This is a genomic window from Maritalea porphyrae (genome assembly GCF_027213965.1).
GTDB lineage: Bacteria > Pseudomonadota > Alphaproteobacteria > Rhizobiales > Devosiaceae > Maritalea > Maritalea porphyrae_A.
This window is the reverse complement of sequence record NZ_JAPWGX010000003.1, coordinates 548,007-568,786: the sequence shown is the minus strand read 5'-3', so window position 1 is coordinate 568,786 and position 20,780 is coordinate 548,007. Positions and strand designations below refer to the sequence as shown.

The following is a 20,780-nucleotide window of genomic DNA, read 5'->3' as shown; positions in this document are numbered from 1 at the left end:
TCTTAGCGCCCCCGCATGTAAGCTGCGAACAGCAAGAAACCGACAACAGCACTCACCACAAACCCCAAAAAGCCTGAGGTTAGAACAAGTGCAAACATGCCTACGACCCGAATGGCAAGATAAGTGGCAACCATGAACGCAATCGCGATCACAATGTTTTTGCCACTCATTTCAACGCCCAAAATCTTTTGTGCCATCAGCGTGGATCCTTACCAAAGACTTTGCGATATTCTTCGGCACCACCTTTGGCCAAGGCCTTGGCTTGTGCTTTCCAATCATCGCGCTCGATCCGGCCTTTAAAGCTCAACCGATCATCGACTTCTGTGATTTGTTTCTTGGTGAGTTTGGCCACTTGCGCGAATTGGGTGATGCCCAATTCGTTCAACTTGCGCTCAAGCACAGGGCCAACACCAGAAATCAACTTCAGATCATCCTTGTCACCAGCTGGTGCATCAAACAAAGGCGCATTTGCATCCGCGGGCTTTACTGCAGCTTTCGCTACAGGTTTTTTCACTGCCACCTTAGGCGCTTCAGCTTTTGCAGCTTTGGTCGCCTTTGGCTTTGATGCCGCAGCCTTGGCTGGTGCTCTCTTGGCAGGAGCTTTAGCAACCTTTGTTTCTTTGCGCGTAGGAACTTCCGTCAAAGTGACCATGCCACCTTCAGGAGCGGAAAACTGACGGTCAATCTGGGGGCCAACTTTTACGTCTTTGCCAGCTTCAAACTCGTTAATAATCTCTTCTAACCGCTCAGGGGTCAGGTCTTCATATGTATCTTTAAAGACCATCATCATGGGCGCATTCACACATGCACCAAGACACTCAACCTCTTCCCAAGACAAAGTGCCCGAGGCGTTGGTTTCAAACGGCTTATCGTTGATCTTGGATTTACAAACCTTGATCAAATCCTCAGAGCCACGCAACATGCACGGTGTGGTGCCACACACTTGAATATGGGCTTTCGTACCAACTGGCTTCAGCTGGAACTGCGTGTAAAAAGTCGCAACTTCTAATACCCGGATGTAGGGCATTTCAAGCATATCTGCCACATGCTCGATACAACGTTTGGTTACCCAACCATCTTGATCTTGCGCCCGCATCAACAACGGGATGACAGCCGACTGTTGTCGGCCTTCAGGATATTTAGCGATCGTTTGTTTAGCCCACTTCAAATTTTCTGCGTTGAACGCAAAACCTTCAGGCTGCACTTGATCCTCTGCGAGACGACGTACTGACATTACCTGTCCACCTCACCAAATACGATATCAAGGGTACCAATAATCGCTGACACGTCGGCGAGCATATGGCCCTTACTAATGAAATCCATCGCTGACATATGCGCGAAACCTGGGGCGCGAATTTTGCAACGATACGGCTTATTTGACCCATCTGATACGAGATACACACCAAACTCACCTTTTGGCGCTTCAACAGAGGCGTAAACTTCGCCAGCTGGAACTTTGTAGCCTTCGGTATAGAGTTTAAAGTGGTGAATAAGTGCTTCCATCGACTGTTTCATTTCATTCCGTTTTGGCGGAACAATTTTACCGTCGGTGGATGAAACAGGTCCCTGCCCTTCAGGCGCACGTAGCTTTTCAATGCACTGACGCATGATACGAACAGACTGCTTCATCTCTTCCATGCGGCACAGGTAACGGTCATAACAATCGCCGTTTTTGCCCACTGGAATGTCAAATTCCATCTCTTCATAGCACTCATAAGGCTGCGACTTGCGCAAATCCCATCGTGCACCGGAGCCACGAACCATCACGCCTGAAAAACCCCACTCCCAAGCATCATCAAGCGCCACGTTGCAAATATCAACGTTACGCTGCTTGAAAATCCGGTTGTCGGTCAAAAGACCTTCAATGTCATCACAAACATCAAGGAATGGATCACACCATGCTTCAATGTCATTGAGCAACTCAGGCGGAAGGTCTTGATGAACCCCACCAGGACGCACATAGGCCGCGTGCAAACGCGCACCACATGCACGTTCATAAAAAATCATCAGCTTTTCACGCTCTTCAAAGCCCCAAAGCGGCGGTGTCAACGCACCAACGTCCAAAGCCTGTGTCGTGATATTCAACAAGTGATTGAGAATGCGCCCAATTTCTGAATAGAGCACGCGGATCAATTGACCACGCCGCGGCACTTCAATGCCCAATAGCTTTTCGACAGCCAGAGCAAAGGCATGCTCTTGGTTCATCGGCGCCACATAATCTAGGCGGTCAAAGTATGGAACGGCTTGCAAATAGGTCTTTTGCTCTATCAGCTTTTCCGTACCACGGTGCAACAATCCAACGTGCGGATCACACCGTTCAACAACTTCGCCGTCCAGTTCCAGAACCAAACGCAACACGCCGTGCGCCGCAGGGTGCTGCGGGCCGAAGTTGATGTTAAAATTTCTTACCTGAGCTTCTGCCATGATAAACCTCAGCTCTGCGCTTTTTCGTCACCGGGCAGCACATAATCAGTGCCTTCCCAAGGTGAGAGATAATCAAAATTTCTGAATTCTTGCGCTAGTTTCACAGGCTCATAAACGACCCGCTTCAACTCTTCATTGTAGCGAACTTCAACAAACCCGGTCACCGGGAAGTCTTTGCGCAACGGATAACCTTCAAAACCATAGTCTGTCAGCAAGCGACGAAGGTCTGGGTGACCCACGAACAAAATGCCGTACATGTCATAGGCTTCGCGCTCGAACCAATCCGCACCAGGAAAAACTTCACAAATGGAATCAACGGGTGTTTTCTCATCTGTGGTCAGCTTCACGCGAATGCGCACATTCCGTGTAGGGCTGAGCAAATGATAAACCACATCAAAACGCTCTGGGCGGGCTGGATAGTCCACACCACATGCATCGATAAAACTGAAGAATTGGCATTGGCTATCTTCTTTTAGAAAGCGCATCACCGCAACAATAGAGGAGCGCTCGATATTCAGCGTAAGCTCGTCAAAGCTCATATCCGTTGAAAGGATGGCATCCCCCAACTTCGCTGCAATATACTCGCCAAGTTCGCTAAGCGTTGTATCCATTGTCACGCCCTATCGCTCAATTGTGCCGGTACGGCGAAGCTTCTTTTGCAGCATCAAGATGCCATACAAAAGCGCCTCAGCAGTTGGTGGGCAACCAGGAACGTAAATGTCCACTGGCACAACCCGGTCACAACCGCGCACCACAGAATAAGAATAATGGTAATAACCACCGCCGTTTGCACATGACCCCATAGAGATCACATAGCGCGGCTCTGGCATTTGATCGTAGACTTTGCGCAACGCCGGAGCCATTTTGTTGGTCAAAGTGCCAGCAACAATCATCACATCAGACTGGCGAGGCGAACCACGAGGCGCAGTGCCGAAACGCTCAACGTCATAACGGGGCATAGACATTTGGATCATTTCGACAGCGCAACACGCCAAACCAAACGTCATCCACATCAATGAACCCGTCCGCGCCCAGTTGATCAGGTCGTCGGTCGTGGTAACCAAAAAGCCTTTGTCGGCCAATTGATCGTTGATATCGAGGAAAAACGGATCATTTGATCCAAGCGGCTTACCCGTCTTTGGATCGATAATGCCCTTTGGTTGCGGCGCAACCAAAGTTGAATCGTTACTCAATCCCATTCCAGAGCCCCTTTACGCCATTCATAAACAAAGCCGATGGTCAAAACGCCTAAGAAAATCATCATTGCCCAGAAGCCGAACCAGCCCACCCCTTTGAAGGCAACAGCCCACGGAAAGAGAAAAGCAACTTCGAGATCGAAGATGATGAAAAGAATCGCAACCAGATAGAACCGCACATCGAATTTCATGCGCGCATCATCAAAAGGATCAAAACCACATTCGTAGGCAGATACTTTTTCAGGGTCTGGATTTTTTACAGCGATAAGGAAAGGCGCTACCAAAAGCGCGAGGCCGATAACGGCAGATAGCCCGATAAAGATAATTACAGGCAGATAATTGAGGAGCAATTCGTTCATAATTGCCTTGCCTTTAGTGTTGACTGGGTAATCCAGCCTAGGAATTAAAATGCATGAACCAAAGTCACATTTCGGCCCAATTCATCGTTGCTACGGCTTAACGTAGCGGTTTGCACGATTCAAGAGGAATTATTGTCCCACGCGATCTTTCTAGCCTGATTCCCACATGCTTGAGAAAAATCAATCATTTCAAATAAATATGAATATAATACTCATATTAAAAGCCACCCAAATTACGCCACTCGCCAACACTTGATTCGCACAAATTGATAGCACCAACTCAATTCGAACATGGCTTTGTGCATAGCTTCCACCCTTATTATGGGCAGGTGCTCTCACGTCTTTCCAGTTCTTCCCTACAAACAAACATTGCTTTACCAATTGATCGGCAAACAATGAGGTGGGCAAACATGGACAAACCAAAAATAGAACCAGGCAAAAACATTGCGATGAAAGTGCCGTCATTCAAATGGGCGGAAACTGTTTCGTTTTACCGCGACAAAGTCGGACTAAGACAAACTCACAAGACCCCAAATAGTATTGCCTTTGAATTTGGCGCGATGACTTTGTGGATCGATCGCGTCGAGAAGCAAAGCCAAACAGATATCTGGCTTGAACTGTTCACCCCCTCACCTGACGAAGCGCTATTGGCACTCGGAGGCCCCTCGCGAGATGAGTTAGAAGAACTAGAAGACAATAATGGACGCTGGACATCCGATCCCGCGGGCGTGGTTTTGCTGCTCCGAGATGAGTAACACTTTATCGATCTCAAGCTCCCTACAAACAAAATGGCCGCTGCAAACAAATGCAACGGCCAATATTCTAATTCAGTTTGGTCGTGCTAGTTGAAGTACCAGCGAACCTTGCCGTCAATTTCGTGGCCCAAACCGCCGCCAGAATTAAACAGGTAATTGTACTCCGCACCAAGAGTTACCTCTTGGGTCAAAGCAAATTCCATTCCTGCGCCAACAAGGCCAATTCCCGCCCCTTTGTCAAAGCCACCGCCGCCAACGCCATAAACAAGCATATCGTCGCTCACCAAATAACCAGCACGTGCACTCGCTTGAGACATCGCGCCAGTAAATGCGCCACTGGCCACCAAGGCATTCACTTCAAGTTCTGCACCATAAACAAGCGCGCCATCTTGGATATTCAGACCCGTTACACCACCAACAGCCCATTCAGCCGTACCAGTGTTCACGTAGCCCGTGTTTAGGCCCACATAAAAGCCATCCCAGTTAAAACCAGATGTTGCGTATGCAGCCGAAGGGTCACTTGCGTAGTTCGTCACAGGATCTGCTGCAAAAGCAGCTGCACTCATTGCAACACCCGCAAGAGCGGCAATAGAAATTTTCTTCAATATAGTCATTTTGGCCTCCGTGGATAACCATGCTCAAAGTTAAAAAACCGATGTAGGAAGCATACCATTTGAATCAATGTTTAGTGGCATCACAATCGTCAAATCGCGCGCTAAACTCATCAGTTGGTTAAGTATCTACTAACAAGCAGGCAATTTCGCGATAGAGCTGTGGCAACAATGGGGCAATCGCGCCATGATGCAATTTGTTCAATACTGGTAAGGAATGCGGTCAACAACAGGTTTGCCAAGAACACGAAGTTCGAGGCCAAAGAGTTCACAATGCCATGAAAGAAAATGGCGGGAGTGACGGGACTCGAACCCGCGACCTCTGGCGTGACAGGCCAGCGCTCTAACCAACTGAGCTACACCCCCAACGTTTCGCGTATCGTTGAGATCCGCTGAAGATGTGCGTTGTTTAAGAGTGATCTAGGCTCAAGTCAAGCACATAAATTACACTTTATGATGCTTTTTTTACAATCCATGCAAAGAACATCAAAAAGCCCCCACTCCGCCTGACTTTTGGCGACAAGACGCAGAAAAGACAAATCAAAACAATCGACTAAGCGATTATTGAGAATTCTGAGTTGTGAGATTTTAAGAGAGAATGGTGGGCGATGAGAGACTCGAACTCCCGACATCTTCGGTGTAAACGAAGCGCTCTACCAACTGAGCTAATCGCCCTCTTAATGAGGTGTGCATCGTTTAATTCGTATCAAACGCTACGTCAACAAAAAAGGTCCCGATTTTCATCGAGACCTTCAAAAAAATGCAATTTTTTTTGTTACTTGCCGTTCACAGCTTCTTTGAGCTGCTTGCCAGGCTTAAATTTAGGCACGTTCGTCGCAGCAATATCAATTTCTGCGCCAGTTGCAGGGTTGCGGCCTTTTGTTGCTTTACGGTGTGATACAGAGAAAGTACCGAAGCCAACCAAGCGAACTTCGCTACCATCTTTCAATGTGCCTTCGATTGCATCGAATACTGCGTCAACGGCTGAAGCGGCGTCAGCTTTGGTGATGCCTGCTTTTTCTGCAGCAACAGCAATCAGATCATTTTTGTTCATTTAACTATCCTCATATCTAAACCCATGGCTATTTGCCTGAGTATGCGCGAGTTACATTTCTTCGATTCTAAGACTAAAGCAAGGAAATCCGGTGCTTTCAGGCGTTTTTCGCCCAAAAAAAGGGCCGGAAACAATGTCCCGGCCCTCAAATATGCATTTTACTTAGCGTAAAAGTTAATGGGCAGTCAGATTCGGCGCAGAATCACGTTGCTGACGTAGGCTTTCAGCATAAGCCTCAAAGTCCCATTCGATTGCTTTTGGTGCTTCCACCAATGCATGGGCAATCACATCTTCCATTTTCGAAACAGGCACAATCTCAAGCCCCTCTTTCACAATGTCAGGTACATCGACCAAATCGCGTACGTTTTCTTCGGGAATCAATACTTTTTTGATTCCCCCCCGAAGTGCGGCCAAAAGCTTCTCTTTCAAACCACCAATCGGCAGCACACGGCCACGCAGGGTGATTTCTCCTGTCATAGCCACGTCATTGCGCACAGGAATACCGGTCATCACTGACACAATCGCCGTTGCCATGCCGACACCCGCAGACGGTCCGTCTTTTGGCGTTGCACCTTCAGGCACGTGTACGTGAATGTCACGCGCATCAAACAACGGTGGTTCAATGCCAAAATCAATAGCCCGTGACCGCACATATGTGGCGGCAGCCGAGATTGATTCTTTCATCACGTCCTTAAGGTTGCCAGTGACAGTTCGCTTGCCCTTACCGTAAGTGGTCACACCTTCAATGGTGAGAAGTTCCCCACCAACTGAGGTCCAAGCCAAACCATTAACGACCCCAACTTGTGGTTCATCATCGATTTCACCGTGACGGTGCCGTGGTGGACCTAGATATTCTTCCACTTTGGCCAAATCAAGCGTCACGGATTTGAGCTTTTTGTCCAAGGTCAATTCTTTGACCACTTTACGGAACAGATTCGCCAACTCGCGCTTCAAATTCCGCACACCTGCTTCACGCGTATAGCGCTGAATCAGGAATGTAAGTGATTCATCAGACAAAACGGCCTCATCTGCCTTCAATCCATGTTCTTTCATGGTTTCGGGAATCAGGTGACGTCGAGCGATTTCAGCTTTTTCTTCTTCTGTGTAGCCAGAAAGGCGAATGATCTCCATCCGATCCATCAAAGGACCAGGAATATTGAGCGTGTTTGCCGTTGTGACAAACATCACGTCAGACAAATCATAGTCAACTTCGAGATAGTGATCGGCAAATGTGTTGTTTTGCTCTGGATCCAACACTTCCAACAATGCAGAAGAAGGGTCACCACGGAAATCTTGACCCATTTTGTCGATTTCATCGAGCAGGAACAAAGGATTCGCTTTGCCCGCTTTTTTCATCGACTGGATCACTTTACCCGGCATCGAGCCAATATAGGTGCGTCGGTGTCCGCGAATCTCTGCCTCGTCGCGTACGCCACCAAGTGACATACGTGCAAACTCACGACCGGTTGCTTTGGCAATCGACTTACCTAGCGACGTTTTACCTACACCTGGAGGGCCAACAAGACATAGAATCGGCCCTTTTAGTTTCCCAGTGCGTGCTTGCACGGCAAGATACTCAACAATCCGCTCTTTGACTTTCTCAAGTCCATAGTGCTCGGTATCCAAAACATCTTGTGCAAACGCGAGGTCTTTCTTGATTTTTGACTTCTTGCCCCAAGGCAATCCAAGCATCCAATCAAGATAATTCCGCACCACAGTTGCTTCAGCCGACATTGGGCTCATCTGTTTGAGTTTCTTAAACTCAGCGGTTGCCTTTTCCTTAGCTTCTTTTGAAAGCTTCGTTTTGTTGATCCGCTCTTCGAGCTCCGTCAACTCGTCGGTACCGTCCTCAGAATCACCCAATTCCTTTTGGATCGCTTTCATCTGTTCGTTCAGATAATACTCGCGTTGGGTTTTTTCCATCTGGCGCTTAACACGCGTGCGGATACGACGTTCAACTTGCAGAACGCCAATTTCGCCTTCCATCAATTCAAGCACTCGGTGCAAACGTCCGGTAACTGAATTAATGGCCAAGATTTCTTGTTTCTCTTGGTTTTTCACTGCCAAGTGAGACGCAATCGTGTCAGCTAGTTTAGAATGGTCGTCAATCTGAGAAACCGCGCCCACCACTTCAGGCGAAATCTTCTTGTTCAGTTTGACGTAGTTTTCAAACTCATTGACTGCTGAACGCGCGAGCGCCTCAGCTTCAATTTCGTCATACGCTTCAACGTCAAAAGGAATGGCTTCGGCTTCAAAATACTCGTCAGCGCGCAAAAAGTTAGAAATCTTTGCGCGGGAGATGCCTTCAATCAGCACTTTGACGGTGCCATCTGGCAATTTCAACAACTGCAAAACAGAAGCAATTGTGCCGACATCAAAAACATCATCTGTAGTCGGGTCATCCTCTTGAGCGCTTTTTTGGGTCACAACAAGGATGTTCTTATCCTCGCGCATCACTTCTTCAAGCGCTTTGACGGACTTCTCTCGGCCAACGAACAAGGGCACAATCATGCCAGGAAACGCAACGATGTCGCGCAACGGCAGAACAGGGTAAACACGGCCTTCGCCGGGTTCGATTGAAGTGTCAGTTTTATCCTTATCGGACATAGATGATCCTTTCATCAACCGGCTGTGTAGTCCCAAGTTAAGCGGCAACGACACAACCGTTACTCGGCGCAAAAACATACGCCACGGTCATCAACCCAATGGGGTCAACGAAGACTCTATTGAAACTACTAGATAGGAAGTTTTGCCAGCCCGACAAGTACGCGTCGGGCTAATTAGCAAACTTTATTTACGCGCCTGCGCCTGCGTCCGCTTCTTCTTTGCGGTCCGCGTAAATGTAGAGCGGGCGAGCATCCTTGTCATTTACCACATCAGCACTAATGACCACCTCTTCAACGCCCTCAAGCGAAGGAAGATCGTACATTGTGTCGAGCAGAATGCCTTCCATGATCGAACGTAGACCACGGGCACCGGTTTTGCGCTTAATCGCATGCCGGGCAATCTCATTTAGCGCTTCGTCTTGGAAGGTCAATTCAACTTCTTCCATCGCGAACAGGCGTTGATACTGACGCACGAGCGCGTTTTTCGGCTTGGTCAGAATTTGCACAAGTGCATCTTCGTCCAAGTTTTCAAGCGTCGCGATAACAGGCAAACGGCCAATAAACTCTGGGATCAAACCAAATTTGGTCAAATCCTCTGGCTCAACCTCAGCGAAAATCTCGCCAAGTTGACGGTCAGTTGGGTCTTTCACTTCAGCACCAAAGCCGATGGAAGTCCCCTCGCCGCGCGCACTAATGATTTTTTCAAGACCTGAGAAAGCACCACCAACGATAAACAGAATGTTGGTTGTATCCACTTGCAAGAACTCTTGCTGCGGGTGCTTACGGCCACCTTGTGGCGGCACACTTGCAACAGTGCCTTCCATGATCTTAAGCAATGCTTGCTGCACGCCCTCGCCCGAAACATCGCGTGTAATGGATGGATTGTCAGATTTACGAGAAATCTTATCCACCTCATCGATGTAAACGATGCCGCGCTGAGCTTTTTCAACATTGTAGTCAGAAGACTGCAGAAGCTTGAGGATGATGTTTTCAACATCTTCCCCCACATAACCAGCTTCAGTAAGCGTTGTCGCATCTGCCATTGTGAACGGCACATCAATGATGCGCGCCAATGTCTGCGCCAAATATGTCTTACCGCAACCGGTTGGGCCGATCAGCAGAATATTTGATTTTGCCAATTCAATATCTTGGCTCTTAGATGAGTGGTTCAAACGCTTGTAGTGGTTGTGCACCGCCACAGATAGCACGCGTTTTGCTCGATATTGGCCGATTACATAATCATCCAACACCGCACAAATTTCTGCAGGTGCCATTACCCCGTCAGCCGACTTCACCGTAGAAGACTTGCTCTCCTCACGGATGATATCCATGCAAAGCTCAACACATTCGTCACAGATAAAAACAGTCGGGCCAGCGATAAGCTTTCTGACTTCATGTTGCGACTTGCCGCAAAATGAGCAGTAAAGTGTATTTTTTGAACTGTCGCCGTTGCCGGTGTCTTTTGTCATTCAAAGCACTCCTGAATGTGCATCTTTCATTCAGCTTATCTGCAAACCTTAGCATCTGCACATAAACAAACAGTAAGCTATTTTAGATCGTTAAACCGATCTTCGCTCACAAATTCCGCACAAAAGCTTAATTCAAAGCCCAATTGCGCGAAATTCAACATCTTGATTAACGAAATCTACGATGCGTCGGCGTCGTCCGCGCCACGTTTTGCGTAAACTTTATCAATCAATCCAAACTCTTTGGCAGCTTCAGCTGTCATAAAGTTGTCCCGATCAAGCGCGTTCTCAATCGTTTCATAATCTTGACCCGTGTGCTGCACGTAAATCTCGTTCAAGCGCTTTTTCAAATTCGCTGTATGTTCAGCGTGAATAAGAATGTCTGTCGCCTGCCCGCGGTAACCGCCAGAAGGCTGGTGCACCATAACAGAAGCATTTGGCAACGCGCCGCGCATGCCTTTGGTGCCCGCTGCCAACAGCAACGACCCCATAGAAGCGGCTTGGCCAACGCACAAGGTGGCAATCTCTGGCTTGATGAACTGCATAGTGTCATAGATCGACAAGCCCGATGTCACCACGCCGCCGGGCGAATTGATGTACATCGCAATTTCTTTCTTCGGGTTTTCCGATTCAAGAAAGAGCAACTGCGCAACAATCAAAGACGCCATATGGTCTTCAACTGGCCCCGTTACAAAGATGATGCGTTCGCGCAGCAAGCGCGAGAAAATGTCGAACGAGCGCTCGCCACGGTTGGATTGCTCAACAACCATTGGCACCAGCGTGCTCGTAAATGTATCAATCGGATCTCTCATACGTCTCATCCTTGGTGAATCGAATCGGCCTTATATCCGATAAAATATGATGCGTCTTAACGTGCGGTAAAACCGCTAGATAGGTTTTGCCCTCTATCGGTTCAAGATAGAGTTAATTTTTTGTCCGGCCGCAGCCAATGCACTAGGCACGAATTGGGGCAAATCGGTGGCGATCATCCCCGGCCCGCCAAACTGGCTAGCAGCCAGCCCATGCACATAAACCCCTGCGCACGCCGCGTCAAATGCTTCCATGCCCTGCGCCTGCAATCCGCCGATAATTCCTGCCAAAACATCACCAGAACCCGCTGTAGCAAGCCAAGGTGGCGCATTCGCATTAATTACCGCCCGACCATCGGGCGAAGCAATAACAGTATCAGCGCCTTTCAAAACAACCACCGCACCCGAACGTCGTGCAGCTTCTTGTGCCGCCTCTATTTTGCCATTGCTCAAGTCAATGTCAGCAAACAATCGATGAAACTCTCCAGCATGTGGCGTCAGCACAACATTTGAACTTGTATCCTTTATAGTGTCGAACAACGACTTTGGATCACTTTCGAATATAGTTAGGGCATCAGCATCCAATAACAAGGCGCGCTTGGCGTTAAGAGCAGTCAACACATTGTGAAGAGTTGCCGGCACAACGCCATTGCCCGGACCAATCACCACGGCGTTATAGCGCTCATCCTCAAGCACCGCCTCTAAAGGGTCCGCACGCAACATAATCGCGCTCAATTGCGCCCCATGCTCTGCAAGCGCATCCGTGTGCCCGTTTATCGTCACCAAGCCCGCCCCAGCGCGCAATGCTGAAAGCGCAGACATACGTGCAGCGCCCGTTGCCCCTTTCGGACCTGAAACAACCACACAATGCCCCTTGGAATATTTATGCCCGCCAACTGCCGCCTTTGGCAATTCCCACAAATCAGGATGGTTCTGGGCTACCTGAGGCTCAATTCTCTCTAGCACCTCATTACCGATACCGATTTGGCCCAGTTCAACTTCCCCACAGAGGTCGCGACCGGGTAATAACAAGTGTCCGGGTTTCTTGCGGAAAAATGTTACGGTTGCATCCGCTCTAATGGCGTCGCCCAAAACCTGCCCGGTTTCCCCATGCACGCCCGAAGGCATATCCAGACTCACTATCGGCGCATTAGTTTGGTTCGCTAACCGAATAATATCCAAGTAAGCGCCAGCAATTGGTCGATCTAACCCCGCGCCAAACAATGCATCTACCAAAACACCAGCGTCTCCAATAAGTTCAGGTGAAAAGGGGTCAGCTTCCCCCCAAAGGTTTAGGAAGTAAGTTGCCGCTTCACCATAGTGTGTTGGTTCACCACACACCGCCAAACGCACTGGCCAGCCGCGATCACGCAAATAGCAACCAACAACAAAACCATCTCCGCCATTATTGCCCGGCCCACACAAAATCGATACCGGTGAGCGCCGGAAGTGCGCAACGATATACCGCCCAACATTGCGGCCAGCATTGCCCATCAATTCAATTTCACTTGTCCCCGCCGCAATGGTCAGCGCATCGGCCTGCCCCATTTCAAATGGCGACAGCAAACAATGTTTGGAATCAGAATAGGTCATACTGCCAATCATGCGCTTTCCCTGAGTTTTGAAAACCCCGAATATCTTCACAACAACTCATCGGTTGTGCCATGATCTAGCGCAGCAACAAACGGAGAGGCAAATGTCCGAACCAGACCCAACACTCCCCATGCGCGAAAAAGCATATCTTTATCCCAATGTCGATAAGGGCACTGCCTGCACTCAAAGCTCATTCAAGGTCAAAGGCAAAGCATTCCTTTTCGCCGGCCCACAAGGCGGGCGATATAAGGCTATGTTCAAACTCAAAGAATCACGCGCTGAAGCGACCGATTTGGCAAACAAACATCCCGACAACTATCAAATCGGTTCAAACATTTGGGTGACAGCTCGATTTTCGAGTGAGGAACCCATGCCAGAGGATGTTTGGACGCGATGGTTGGATGAGAGCTATGCGTTGAGCGTGGCGAAGAAGAAGTAGCTTCGACGCAATTTTAGTCTTTCGGTCGAGGCGCCAACAAAATTTTGACCTGATCAACAGCAAATTCGGAGCCAGCATCAGAATCGGCAAGGACTTCTTTCGTGAAAAGAGCGTGATTTCGCACAGCCTTATCACTGCTCGCTAACGCCTTTTTGAGCACAGGCCGCACAGCCGACTCGCCAAGCGCCGCAAGAGAAATACTAAGGCTTCGTTGCAGTTCCCGGCCGCCTCGTCCGAGCAACGCGCCCAAATCTTTGGCCAAACCGCCCTTCTTGCCTGGTGGAACAAGCGTAACCGCAGCACGCCATGCTGCTTGCGCAACTTCATCACACGAGTCTTCGAGCAAATCTTTTGTAATCACATTCCAAGCGTCCGCACCTTCAATCTTTGAAAGACTATGCAACGCTTGGCTTCTAGCTTGATTGCTGCTCGACGACACCTCGGAGATCAGCTTTGGCACAATTAACTCCTTCGGAAACCGTATAAGGCTCCAAGTCAGTTGCTCGCGCACACCAAAATCTGGTTCGAGCGAACAGCGCTCTACCAACAAATCAAGCAAACTAATCTCTGGTTTCAAACCCGCAGCCATCGCTGCTTTTAACCGAACAGAGGCATCGTCTGCCTGGAGCGCTGCCGCAAGATTTGCTTTGTCTGTTCTTTCAATCATCAAAAAACCAAGGGTGCTGTTCCAATCAGAGCATGAAAACATAAACTGCACTTGTGGTGTTGATCTACCTCAAATTGACAACGCAATACCAACATGCAGTCAATTGATCTCAACCTCTAAACACAACAAAAAAGGCCGCCCCAACAGGACGGCCTTTTCATATTCTCTAAAACCAGAAAAACTTAGTCGTGGTTGTGAGGCTCGAGGTCTTCTTCTTCGCTCTCTTCAACCAGCTTAACCAACTCTTCTTTGGTCACTGTTTTGTCTTCAACGTCTGCCAATTCAACGACATAGTTTACAACTTTGTCTTCAAAGATTGGAGCGCGTAGACCGGCTAGTGCTTGCTGGTTGTTGCGGAAATAGTCATAAACCTGTTGCTCTTGGCCCGGGTATTTTTGAACTTCCGCGATCAACGCTTGTTGATGCTCTTCTTCGGTAACTTGAACGTCGTTTGCATTGCCGATTTCAGCAATAACCAAACCAAGACGAACACGACGCTCAGCAATCGCAGTATATTCTGCGCGTGCTTTTTCTTCTGTCGTGCCCTCATCTTCAAAGCTGCGACCATGGTGCTCGATGTCGTGCATCACGCGGTCCCAAATGCCTTTGAATTCTTGCTCAACAAGCTGAGAAGGAACGTCAAATTTGTGCAACTCATCTAGAGCATCCAACACCAAACGCTTAACGCGTGTTGCTGAAAGCTGTTTGAATTGGCCACCGATTTGATCTTTGATCATTTCGCGAAGTTGATCGAGCGATTCAAGGCCTAGACCTTTAGCGAACTCGTCATCAACTGCAACGTCTTTAGCCGCTTCAATGCCCAAAACTTCAACATCAAATGTTGCATCTTTACCGGCCAAGTTTTCAGCGCGATACTCATCAGGGAATTTAACTTCCACGACTTTCTTGTCACCAACTTTAAGACCAACAAGCTGCTCTTCAAAACCTGGGATAAATTGGTTTGAACCAATAACCAAAGGCGAACCGTCTGATGCGCCGCCTTCGAATGGCTCGCCGTCAACTTTGCCCAAGAACTTGATGTTCAACCGATCGCCTTCAACAGCCGCTTCGCCTTCAGCTTTCGCTTCATAAGGGCGGTTCTGCTCAACAATCGCGTCAAACTGCTGCTGAATGTCAGCTTCGTCAACTTCAACTGTAGGACGTTCGATTTTGATTTTTTTGAAATCGCCCAATTTCACTTCAGGCAAAACTTCATAAGACATAGAGAATTCAAGGTCTGCTTCGCCCTCAAATACTTTTGTCAAAATGGCTTCGTCTTCAGGAAGGTCGATTTTTGGCTGCATTGCAGCTTTTTCTTTGCGCTCTTCCAATGTTGATTGAACACCAACATTGATCGCATCTTGCATAACGTCGCCCATTACAGAGCGGCCATATGTCTTTTTCATGTGCGCAAATGGAACTTTGCCCGGACGGAACCCTTTAAGATTCACAGTGCTCTTAAGCTCATTAAGCTTGTCGTCTAGCTTTTTGCTAAGCTCGGCTGCCGGAATGCGCATTTCCAATGTACGCTTGAGCCCTTCATTGAGGGTTTCATTGACCTGCATTAGGAAATTCCCGTCTTCAATATCTATAATTCGATCGATCGAAATGTCTGCTGAGGATGATGGTGCGGGTGGAGGGACTTGAACCCCCACGCCGTGAAGCACTAGAACCTAAATCTAGCGTGTCTACCAATTTCACCACACCCGCCTTCAAAACCTCAGCGACGAAGTCGGGGCGGGTCTAACCCAATCTCGCAGAACAGTCAAAGCCCTTTTTTGATCTTTTTGCAAAAAACCGTTGAAAGTGCATTTCTTTTAGCGCCGCATGTACAATTCTCGGGCAATTGACAACTTCAAGCCCCTATCTGCACAAAAAATAATCAAGTTGCACAAAATTTGTGCACAGCAATTGCGAATAACATGCCTGCTGCTTCAGCACTAAAGCACTAACCCTTTATTAATGTTCAGTTTTCAGCCAATCCGTAAAACTGGCACGCAACCTGCATTCTGTTTGGCAGACGCAAGATCAGGTCCTTCGGAGTAAAGATCAGTGAAAAAAATTGAAGCCATCGTAAAGCCGTTCAAACTCGATGAAGTCAAAGAAGCACTTCAAGAAGCGGGCTTTCAGGGCATTACTGTTACTGAGGTAAAAGGCTTTGGCCGGCAAAAGGGCCATACAGAGCTTTACCGCGGTGCAGAATATGTCGTGGACTTTCTCCCGAAAGTAAAAATCGAAATCGTTGTTTCTGACCACACGGTAGACAAAGCCGTAGAAGCAATACGCGATGCAGCCCAAACGGGTCGCATTGGCGACGGAAAAATATTTGTCTCAACAATTGATCAGGCAATTCGCATCAGAACCGGGGAAACCGGCGACGAAGCTGTCTAAAATCAACGTAAAAACCCACAAAACACCACTATATAAGCGGGATAAATTATGACTACTGCTAAAGATGTAATCAAAAGAATCGAAGACGAAGACGTGAAATTCGTGGATCTTCGTTTTACTGACCCACGCGGTAAACTTCACCACATGACAATGGACGTTTCTGCAGTAAACGAAGACATGTTTGAAGATGGCGTGATGTTTGACGGCTCGTCAATTGCTGGCTGGAAAGCCATCAATGAAAGCGACATGGTGATGATGCCTGACCTTGATACGGTTCACTTGGATCCATTCTTTGGTCAAACAACAATGGTCATCAATTGTGATACATTGGAGCCAGGTACATACGAAGCCTATAACCGCGACCCACGCATGACAGCCCGCAAAGCCGAAGCTTACGTAAAGTCTTCAGGCATTGGCGACTCAGTGGTCGTTGGTCCTGAGCCAGAGTTCTTCATGTTTGACGACGTGCGATACAGCACTGACCCTCATCACTCAAGCTTCTCACTTGATCACACTGAACTGCCAACAAATACAAATTCTATGTATGAAGCAGGCAACATGGGTCACCACGTCGCCACTAAGGGCGGTTATGTTCCAGTTCCACCAGTAGACAGCGCACAAGACATTCGTTCTGAAATGCTTTCAGTTTTGAAAGAAATGGGCGTAACTGTTGAGAAGCACCACCACGAAGTGGCATCTGCTCAGCATGAATTGGGCATTAAATACAACACTCTAACTCGTAGCGCTGACGAAGTTCAGATCTACAAATATGGTGTTCAGCAAACTGCCCATGCGTACGGCAAAACAGCTACCTTTATGCCAAAGCCAGTTTTTGGCGATAACGGCTCAGGTATGCACTGTCACATTTCAATCTGGAAAGATGGCAAGCCAAACTTTGCTGGCGACGGCTATGCTGGATTGTCAGAGCAAGCGTTGCACTTCATCGGCGGCATCATCAAGCACGCTAAAGCAACAAACGCATTCACTAACCCTTCAACCAACTCTTACAAGCGTTTGGTTCCAGGTTATGAAGCACCTGTTCTGTTGGCTTACTCTGCACGTAACCGTTCAGCTTCTTGCCGCATTCCATTTGGTTCTTCACCTGCTTCCAAGCGTGTTGAAGTGCGTTACCCAGATCCATTGGCAAACCCATATTTGGCATTCTCAGCACTGTTGATGGCGGGCCTTGATGGCATCAAAAACAAAATCAACCCAGGCGATCCTATGGACAAAGATCTATATGAATTGCCAGCTGAAGAGCTAAAAGAAATCCCAACGGTAGCTGCATCACTTCGCGAGGCTCTAGAAGCTTTGGATGCAGACCGCGAGTTCCTTAAAGCAGGTGGCGTATTCGACGACGACCAAATCGACGCTTACATCGCCGTTAAGATGGAAGAAGTTGAGCGCTTAGACATGGCGCCGCATCCTGTCGAATTCGACATGTACTACTCTGCATAAGGATTCCCTCCTATCCCCTAGGTAGCAATACCTATACCTTAGGGCGCCTTCGGGCGCCCTCTTTTTTTGCCAAACAGACCTTGTCTCAGATTTCTAAACTGCAACTTGGCTTTTTTGACGCGCGCCAATTTCCAAAATAAACAACGCCAAAACAATAAATGCCGCATTGGTGAGAAAAACCAAACGAAACGCATCTTCAATTGCCGCAGGAGCAGCTTGCGCCAAACTTGAGGTGCCGGAGCCTAGAGAAAAAAGAATCGAAATAACCGAAGCGCCAATAATCAGCCCGCCATTGCGCGACATATTCAACACCCCAGAAACCAACCCTCGCCGTGAATCGTGCACATTGCTCATGACAGACATATTGTTGGCCGATAGGAAAAGCTGATACCCTGGCGTCAACACGACAAGCGCCACAATATACCCCGTTAGGCCCCACACACTGGGCAGGAATGCGAAAACAAGCGCTCCACAAAAAACCAGTATCAATCCTGAATTGGCCACGCGTTTTGCCCCGAACCGATCCGCCATCATGCCTGAAGGTAGTCCCGATAGAATCGAAATGATCGGGCCAACGGCCATGACCAACCCCACTGCCCCCGCGCTAAAACCAAGCACATAAGTCAGATAGAATGGTCCGGCGACAAATGTCGTCATCATAATCACTGCGACAAGACTATTTGCGATTGCGGGCGACACATATGGTCCGATACGAAAAGCGAGTGTAGGTGGCGCAACAATCTCATCTTTTATTCTGGGATCATCTTGTAGTGCCAGCGCAGCGATTATCGCACCGAACACTGAAACCGTAAGCAGCAACACAAATAGCGAACGCCAACCGAAATATTCAATCATGATGCCCCCAACTGACGGACCAAGCGCAGTACCGACCGCCGTCAGCGTACCCAACAGGCCCATAGCCCGCCCCACGGCATGTTTCTTTGCATTTTGTTTAGCAAGTGCAATGGCCACAACACCCAAAAAGGCAGCGCCCACCCCTTGCGCAATGCGTCCTACCACCAGTATCCACAATGCATCTGCGGACCAGCAAATCACAGCGCCGATAGAAAATATCCCATAGCCCAAATACAAAGATATTTTTGCCCCAATCAGGTCCACCATTCGGCCAGAAACAATTGAAAATACACTCAGCGCTAAAAGGTAAGCTGAAATAATCCACTGCACTTGCGTCAGCGGTGCCCCAAACTCCTGCGAAAAAAGCGGCAGCGCCACATTGGCAATGCTCATCCCAAATGTGGGCACCAAAGTTGCAATGCCAAGCGCTGCAAAACGCCAAAAATACTTCCATTTTTGTCCTGAAAAATCTACTGCGATCATCATTTTCTCCTTGATATAAGTCGAGCTGTGCGCAACGATACGACTTCAAGTCAACTTGAGGTCAAGGATGAAATTGTTAGACATTGGCGACGTCGCCAAAAGAACGGGAATAGCTCCCTCGACATTGAGATATTACGACGATGAGGGGTTGATTGATTCACTCGCAAGGCACGGTTTAAGGCGCCAATTTGACCCAAATGTTATCTTGCAACTGACTTTGATCAGCATGGGGAAAACCGCAGGATTTTCCCTCAAAGAAATCAAACAAATGCTGACGCCAGATGGCGCACCCAAAATCGATAAATCAGAAATTGTGGCCAAAGCCAGCCAATTGGATAAACAAATTGCACAATTGAGCGCCCTAAGGGACACATTAAACCACGTAGCAACATGCCCTGCACCAAGCCATATGGAGTGCAAATCATTTCGACGTCTGGTTTCTGTCGCCAGCAAACGACTGGCGACACATAAGACAAGATAAGGCCTAGCTCGTTACTGGCCAGTTTAGAACCAGTTCCGCGAGACATGTTTGGCAAGCGAACGATCTACACCAACACGCAGTCCAAATACAAAGACCTGCAAAGCCTTTTATTGGATGATTAAACCTTGGCGGAGGCCCTCACAGGGTCGTCTGATTTAAGCGTGGCCAACCGGCACAACGGGCATTCTAGCCAATTCTTCAAACTTGGCCGCCGAATTAAGCGCCACTTCCCGTGTAAGGCCTGCATAATTAAGAACATCATTGGTCAAATAGCCAAAGCGTGACATTTGGCGGGCGTGAACCTCAAGCAATGCCCGCACTTGATCTTTTGTCATTGCGCCTTTCCAGGCGTCAGATTGCGGTTTTTTGCCTGCCATTCCATGCACGGCCAAAGCAGCATCTGCTGCGGCAGCAATTTGTTTGTCATTCACTGGCATTTTCAAATGGTTTGCGATTCGACCAAGCTGGCCGTGTGGATCAGCAGCGATATCCTCAAAACGGATCAACAGGTCCCCATCAAGGTCGGCATTGGTCCAGCTCGCCACATTTTGCGACCAAGACCCCCAAGGCTCCAACGCATGTGTGTCACTTGTTGGCTGCCTAAACTCACTGGTTGCGAGTAGTTTCAGGGCCGTCACCACATCCTTTTTGCCCGCCATGGCAAAAATCGGCGCCAACATTAGCGGGTTGCGGATGAGATAGACAGATCCAACCGAAACATCAAAATTTATGCTCGGCACGCCGTAAAATTCGCCCCGTGGTGCGTGTGTTTTCACCACTGGAATCCCGGGATAGGTCTTTGAAATATATTCATGAATCTTGGGACGAGCTGCGGCAATTTCTTCCTCGCTCATATCACGCGGATGCGTGCCAATTACCGTTTCATAAAAATGTGCCAACACATCCCACGGCAAATCCCGATCAAGCAATTCAATTGCTGCAGGCTCTTGAGGGCGATAGCCAAAGTTTTTGGCCAAATGCTGCAAAAACGAGCGCACCAATTGGTCGCCGCTGTGCGGGTAAGATGCAATCCAAAAAAGCGGCGTGGCAGGTTTTTGCGACATGTAAGGTTCCTCAAACTAAACTCTGCCCCTATTTAAGGCGCAATCTGCCTATGGGCAACCCGCCTCCCC

21 protein-coding genes and 3 tRNA genes are annotated in these 20,780 nt (G+C 48.5%); 5 read left to right on the top strand and 19 right to left on the bottom strand.

Annotated features, from left to right (window positions below; all coding sequences use genetic code 11):
* Positions 1 to 2: 2 nt before the first annotated feature.
* The 6 genes from O4H47_RS11675 to O4H47_RS11650 are packed head-to-tail and all read right to left on the bottom strand — an operon-like array spanning position 3 to position 3,979.
* Positions 3 to 197, bottom strand: a complete 195-nt coding sequence (locus tag O4H47_RS11675; protein WP_269394153.1) for a hypothetical protein — start codon at positions 195 to 197, stop codon at positions 3 to 5.
* Positions 197 to 1,234, bottom strand: a complete 1,038-nt coding sequence (gene nuoE / locus O4H47_RS11670) for an NADH-quinone oxidoreductase subunit NuoE (protein WP_269394152.1) — start codon at positions 1,232 to 1,234, stop codon at positions 197 to 199. The genes O4H47_RS11675 and nuoE overlap by 1 nt, the downstream gene beginning before the upstream one ends.
* Entirely contained in the window at positions 1,234 to 2,424 is a 1,191-nt protein-coding gene (locus tag O4H47_RS11665; RefSeq protein ID WP_269394151.1) for an NADH-quinone oxidoreductase subunit D, read from the bottom strand. The genes nuoE and O4H47_RS11665 overlap by 1 nt, the downstream gene beginning before the upstream one ends.
* Before the next feature lie 8 nt (positions 2,425 to 2,432).
* Positions 2,433 to 3,035 (bottom strand): NADH-quinone oxidoreductase subunit C, encoded by a 603-nt coding sequence (locus tag O4H47_RS11660; RefSeq protein ID WP_269394150.1) that lies wholly within the window; start codon positions 3,033 to 3,035, stop codon positions 2,433 to 2,435.
* 9 nt (positions 3,036 to 3,044) lie between these two features.
* Positions 3,045 to 3,623: a NuoB/complex I 20 kDa subunit family protein gene (locus O4H47_RS11655; protein WP_269394149.1), complete on the bottom strand. Its 579-nt coding sequence runs from the start codon at positions 3,621 to 3,623 to the stop codon at positions 3,045 to 3,047.
* On the bottom strand, positions 3,614 to 3,979 hold the full coding sequence (locus O4H47_RS11650) for an NADH-quinone oxidoreductase subunit A (protein ID WP_269394148.1): 366 nt from the start codon (positions 3,977 to 3,979) through the stop codon (positions 3,614 to 3,616). Before O4H47_RS11650 ends, O4H47_RS11655 begins: the two co-directional genes overlap by 10 nt.
* 410 nt (positions 3,980 to 4,389) lie before the next feature.
* On the opposite strand from O4H47_RS11650, the gene O4H47_RS11645 reads away from it, so the two are divergent.
* The gene (locus O4H47_RS11645; protein WP_269394147.1) at positions 4,390 to 4,734 is read left to right on the top strand and encodes a hypothetical protein; all 345 of its coding nucleotides are present in this window, start codon (positions 4,390 to 4,392) and stop codon (positions 4,732 to 4,734) included.
* A gap of 86 nt (positions 4,735 to 4,820) precedes the next feature.
* On the opposite strand, the gene O4H47_RS11640 is transcribed toward O4H47_RS11645, so the two are convergent.
* From O4H47_RS11640 to O4H47_RS11605, 8 genes are all read right to left on the bottom strand, one after another.
* Positions 4,821 to 5,348 (bottom strand): outer membrane protein, encoded by a 528-nt coding sequence (locus O4H47_RS11640; protein WP_269394146.1) that lies wholly within the window; start codon positions 5,346 to 5,348, stop codon positions 4,821 to 4,823.
* A gap of 286 nt (positions 5,349 to 5,634) precedes the next feature.
* A tRNA-Asp gene (locus O4H47_RS11635) sits at positions 5,635 to 5,711 on the bottom strand.
* Between the two features lie 233 nt (positions 5,712 to 5,944).
* Positions 5,945 to 6,020: transfer RNA gene (locus tag O4H47_RS11630), tRNA-Val, on the bottom strand.
* 100 nt (positions 6,021 to 6,120) lie between these two features.
* A complete protein-coding gene (locus O4H47_RS11625) occupies positions 6,121 to 6,399 on the bottom strand; it encodes an HU family DNA-binding protein (protein ID WP_269394145.1) in 279 nt (92 codons plus the stop codon).
* Between the two features lie 174 nt (positions 6,400 to 6,573).
* On the bottom strand, positions 6,574 to 9,006 hold the full coding sequence (gene lon / locus O4H47_RS11620) for an endopeptidase La (RefSeq protein WP_269394144.1): 2,433 nt from the start codon (positions 9,004 to 9,006) through the stop codon (positions 6,574 to 6,576).
* Between the two features lie 187 nt (positions 9,007 to 9,193).
* Positions 9,194 to 10,474 (bottom strand): ATP-dependent Clp protease ATP-binding subunit ClpX, encoded by a 1,281-nt coding sequence (gene clpX, locus O4H47_RS11615; RefSeq protein WP_269394143.1) that lies wholly within the window; start codon positions 10,472 to 10,474, stop codon positions 9,194 to 9,196.
* Between the two features lie 176 nt (positions 10,475 to 10,650).
* Positions 10,651 to 11,283 carry an ATP-dependent Clp protease proteolytic subunit gene (locus O4H47_RS11610; protein ID WP_269394142.1) on the bottom strand — a complete coding sequence of 211 codons (633 nt, stop codon included), beginning with the start codon at positions 11,281 to 11,283 and terminating at the stop codon, positions 10,651 to 10,653.
* Between the two features lie 93 nt (positions 11,284 to 11,376).
* A complete protein-coding gene (locus O4H47_RS11605; protein ID WP_269394141.1) occupies positions 11,377 to 12,885 on the bottom strand; it encodes an NAD(P)H-hydrate dehydratase in 1,509 nt (502 codons plus the stop codon).
* A 91-nt stretch (positions 12,886 to 12,976) separates the two neighbouring features.
* On the opposite strand from O4H47_RS11605, the gene O4H47_RS11600 reads away from it, so the two are divergent.
* Entirely contained in the window at positions 12,977 to 13,312 is a 336-nt protein-coding gene (locus O4H47_RS11600; protein ID WP_269394140.1) for an MmcQ/YjbR family DNA-binding protein, read from the top strand.
* A gap of 13 nt (positions 13,313 to 13,325) precedes the next feature.
* Here the strand turns inward: O4H47_RS11600 and O4H47_RS11595 are convergent, their stop codons facing one another.
* The 3 genes from O4H47_RS11595 to O4H47_RS11585 form a co-directional block, all read right to left on the bottom strand.
* The gene (locus tag O4H47_RS11595) at positions 13,326 to 13,979 is read right to left on the bottom strand and encodes a HEAT repeat domain-containing protein (protein WP_269394139.1); all 654 of its coding nucleotides are present in this window, start codon (positions 13,977 to 13,979) and stop codon (positions 13,326 to 13,328) included.
* 182 nt (positions 13,980 to 14,161) lie between these two features.
* Positions 14,162 to 15,544 carry a trigger factor gene (gene tig / locus O4H47_RS11590; protein ID WP_269394138.1) on the bottom strand — a complete coding sequence of 461 codons (1,383 nt, stop codon included), beginning with the start codon at positions 15,542 to 15,544 and terminating at the stop codon, positions 14,162 to 14,164.
* A 60-nt stretch (positions 15,545 to 15,604) separates the two neighbouring features.
* Positions 15,605 to 15,689: transfer RNA gene (locus O4H47_RS11585), tRNA-Leu, on the bottom strand.
* A 342-nt stretch (positions 15,690 to 16,031) separates the two neighbouring features.
* Between O4H47_RS11585 and O4H47_RS11580 the strand changes: the two genes are divergently transcribed.
* Positions 16,032 to 16,370: a P-II family nitrogen regulator gene (locus tag O4H47_RS11580; protein WP_269394137.1), complete on the top strand. Its 339-nt coding sequence runs from the start codon at positions 16,032 to 16,034 to the stop codon at positions 16,368 to 16,370.
* A 48-nt stretch (positions 16,371 to 16,418) separates the two neighbouring features.
* Complete coding sequence (gene glnA, locus O4H47_RS11575; protein ID WP_269394136.1) at positions 16,419 to 17,828, top strand: type I glutamate--ammonia ligase; 1,410 nt, start codon at positions 16,419 to 16,421, stop codon at positions 17,826 to 17,828.
* Positions 17,829 to 17,921: 93 nt separating this feature from the next.
* Here glnA and O4H47_RS11570 read toward each other — a convergent pair whose 3' ends face one another.
* Positions 17,922 to 19,166: an MFS transporter gene (locus O4H47_RS11570; protein ID WP_269394135.1), complete on the bottom strand. Its 1,245-nt coding sequence runs from the start codon at positions 19,164 to 19,166 to the stop codon at positions 17,922 to 17,924.
* Between the two features lie 67 nt (positions 19,167 to 19,233).
* On the opposite strand from O4H47_RS11570, the gene O4H47_RS11565 reads away from it, so the two are divergent.
* Entirely contained in the window at positions 19,234 to 19,647 is a 414-nt protein-coding gene (locus O4H47_RS11565; protein WP_269394134.1) for a helix-turn-helix domain-containing protein, read from the top strand.
* Positions 19,648 to 19,802: 155 nt separating this feature from the next.
* Here the strand turns inward: O4H47_RS11565 and O4H47_RS11560 are convergent, their stop codons facing one another.
* Positions 19,803 to 20,711 carry a sulfotransferase domain-containing protein gene (locus O4H47_RS11560; RefSeq protein WP_269394133.1) on the bottom strand — a complete coding sequence of 303 codons (909 nt, stop codon included), beginning with the start codon at positions 20,709 to 20,711 and terminating at the stop codon, positions 19,803 to 19,805.
* Between the last annotated feature and the right edge of the window lie 69 nt (positions 20,712 to 20,780).

Excerpts from the sequence above, each read along its gene's own strand:
- O4H47_RS11675 (WP_269394153.1), bottom strand. The coding sequence starts at position 197 with ATGGCACAAAAGATTTTGGGCGTTGAAATGAGTGGCAAAAACATTGTG.
- nuoE (WP_269394152.1), bottom strand. The coding sequence starts at position 1,234 with ATGTCAGTACGTCGTCTCGCAGAGGATCAAGTGCAGCCTGAAGGTTTT.
- O4H47_RS11665 (WP_269394151.1), bottom strand. The coding sequence starts at position 2,424 with ATGGCAGAAGCTCAGGTAAGAAATTTTAACATCAACTTCGGCCCGCAG.
- O4H47_RS11660 (WP_269394150.1), bottom strand. The coding sequence starts at position 3,035 with ATGGATACAACGCTTAGCGAACTTGGCGAGTATATTGCAGCGAAGTTG.
- O4H47_RS11655 (WP_269394149.1), bottom strand. The coding sequence starts at position 3,623 with ATGGGATTGAGTAACGATTCAACTTTGGTTGCGCCGCAACCAAAGGGC.
- O4H47_RS11650 (WP_269394148.1), bottom strand. The coding sequence starts at position 3,979 with ATGAACGAATTGCTCCTCAATTATCTGCCTGTAATTATCTTTATCGGG.
- O4H47_RS11645 (WP_269394147.1), top strand. The coding sequence starts at position 4,390 with ATGGACAAACCAAAAATAGAACCAGGCAAAAACATTGCGATGAAAGTG.
- O4H47_RS11640 (WP_269394146.1), bottom strand. The coding sequence starts at position 5,348 with ATGACTATATTGAAGAAAATTTCTATTGCCGCTCTTGCGGGTGTTGCA.
- O4H47_RS11625 (WP_269394145.1), bottom strand. The coding sequence starts at position 6,399 with ATGAACAAAAATGATCTGATTGCTGTTGCTGCAGAAAAAGCAGGCATC.
- lon (WP_269394144.1), bottom strand. The coding sequence starts at position 9,006 with ATGTCCGATAAGGATAAAACTGACACTTCAATCGAACCCGGCGAAGGC.
- clpX (WP_269394143.1), bottom strand. The coding sequence starts at position 10,474 with ATGACAAAAGACACCGGCAACGGCGACAGTTCAAAAAATACACTTTAC.
- O4H47_RS11610 (WP_269394142.1), bottom strand. The coding sequence starts at position 11,283 with ATGAGAGATCCGATTGATACATTTACGAGCACGCTGGTGCCAATGGTT.
- O4H47_RS11605 (WP_269394141.1), bottom strand. The coding sequence starts at position 12,885 with ATGATTGGCAGTATGACCTATTCTGATTCCAAACATTGTTTGCTGTCG.
- O4H47_RS11600 (WP_269394140.1), top strand. The coding sequence starts at position 12,977 with ATGTCCGAACCAGACCCAACACTCCCCATGCGCGAAAAAGCATATCTT.
- O4H47_RS11595 (WP_269394139.1), bottom strand. The coding sequence starts at position 13,979 with ATGATTGAAAGAACAGACAAAGCAAATCTTGCGGCAGCGCTCCAGGCA.
- tig (WP_269394138.1), bottom strand. The coding sequence starts at position 15,544 with ATGCAGGTCAATGAAACCCTCAATGAAGGGCTCAAGCGTACATTGGAA.
- glnA (WP_269394136.1), top strand. The coding sequence starts at position 16,419 with ATGACTACTGCTAAAGATGTAATCAAAAGAATCGAAGACGAAGACGTG.
- O4H47_RS11570 (WP_269394135.1), bottom strand. The coding sequence starts at position 19,166 with ATGATCGCAGTAGATTTTTCAGGACAAAAATGGAAGTATTTTTGGCGT.
- O4H47_RS11565 (WP_269394134.1), top strand. The coding sequence starts at position 19,234 with ATGAAATTGTTAGACATTGGCGACGTCGCCAAAAGAACGGGAATAGCT.
- O4H47_RS11560 (WP_269394133.1), bottom strand. The coding sequence starts at position 20,711 with ATGTCGCAAAAACCTGCCACGCCGCTTTTTTGGATTGCATCTTACCCG.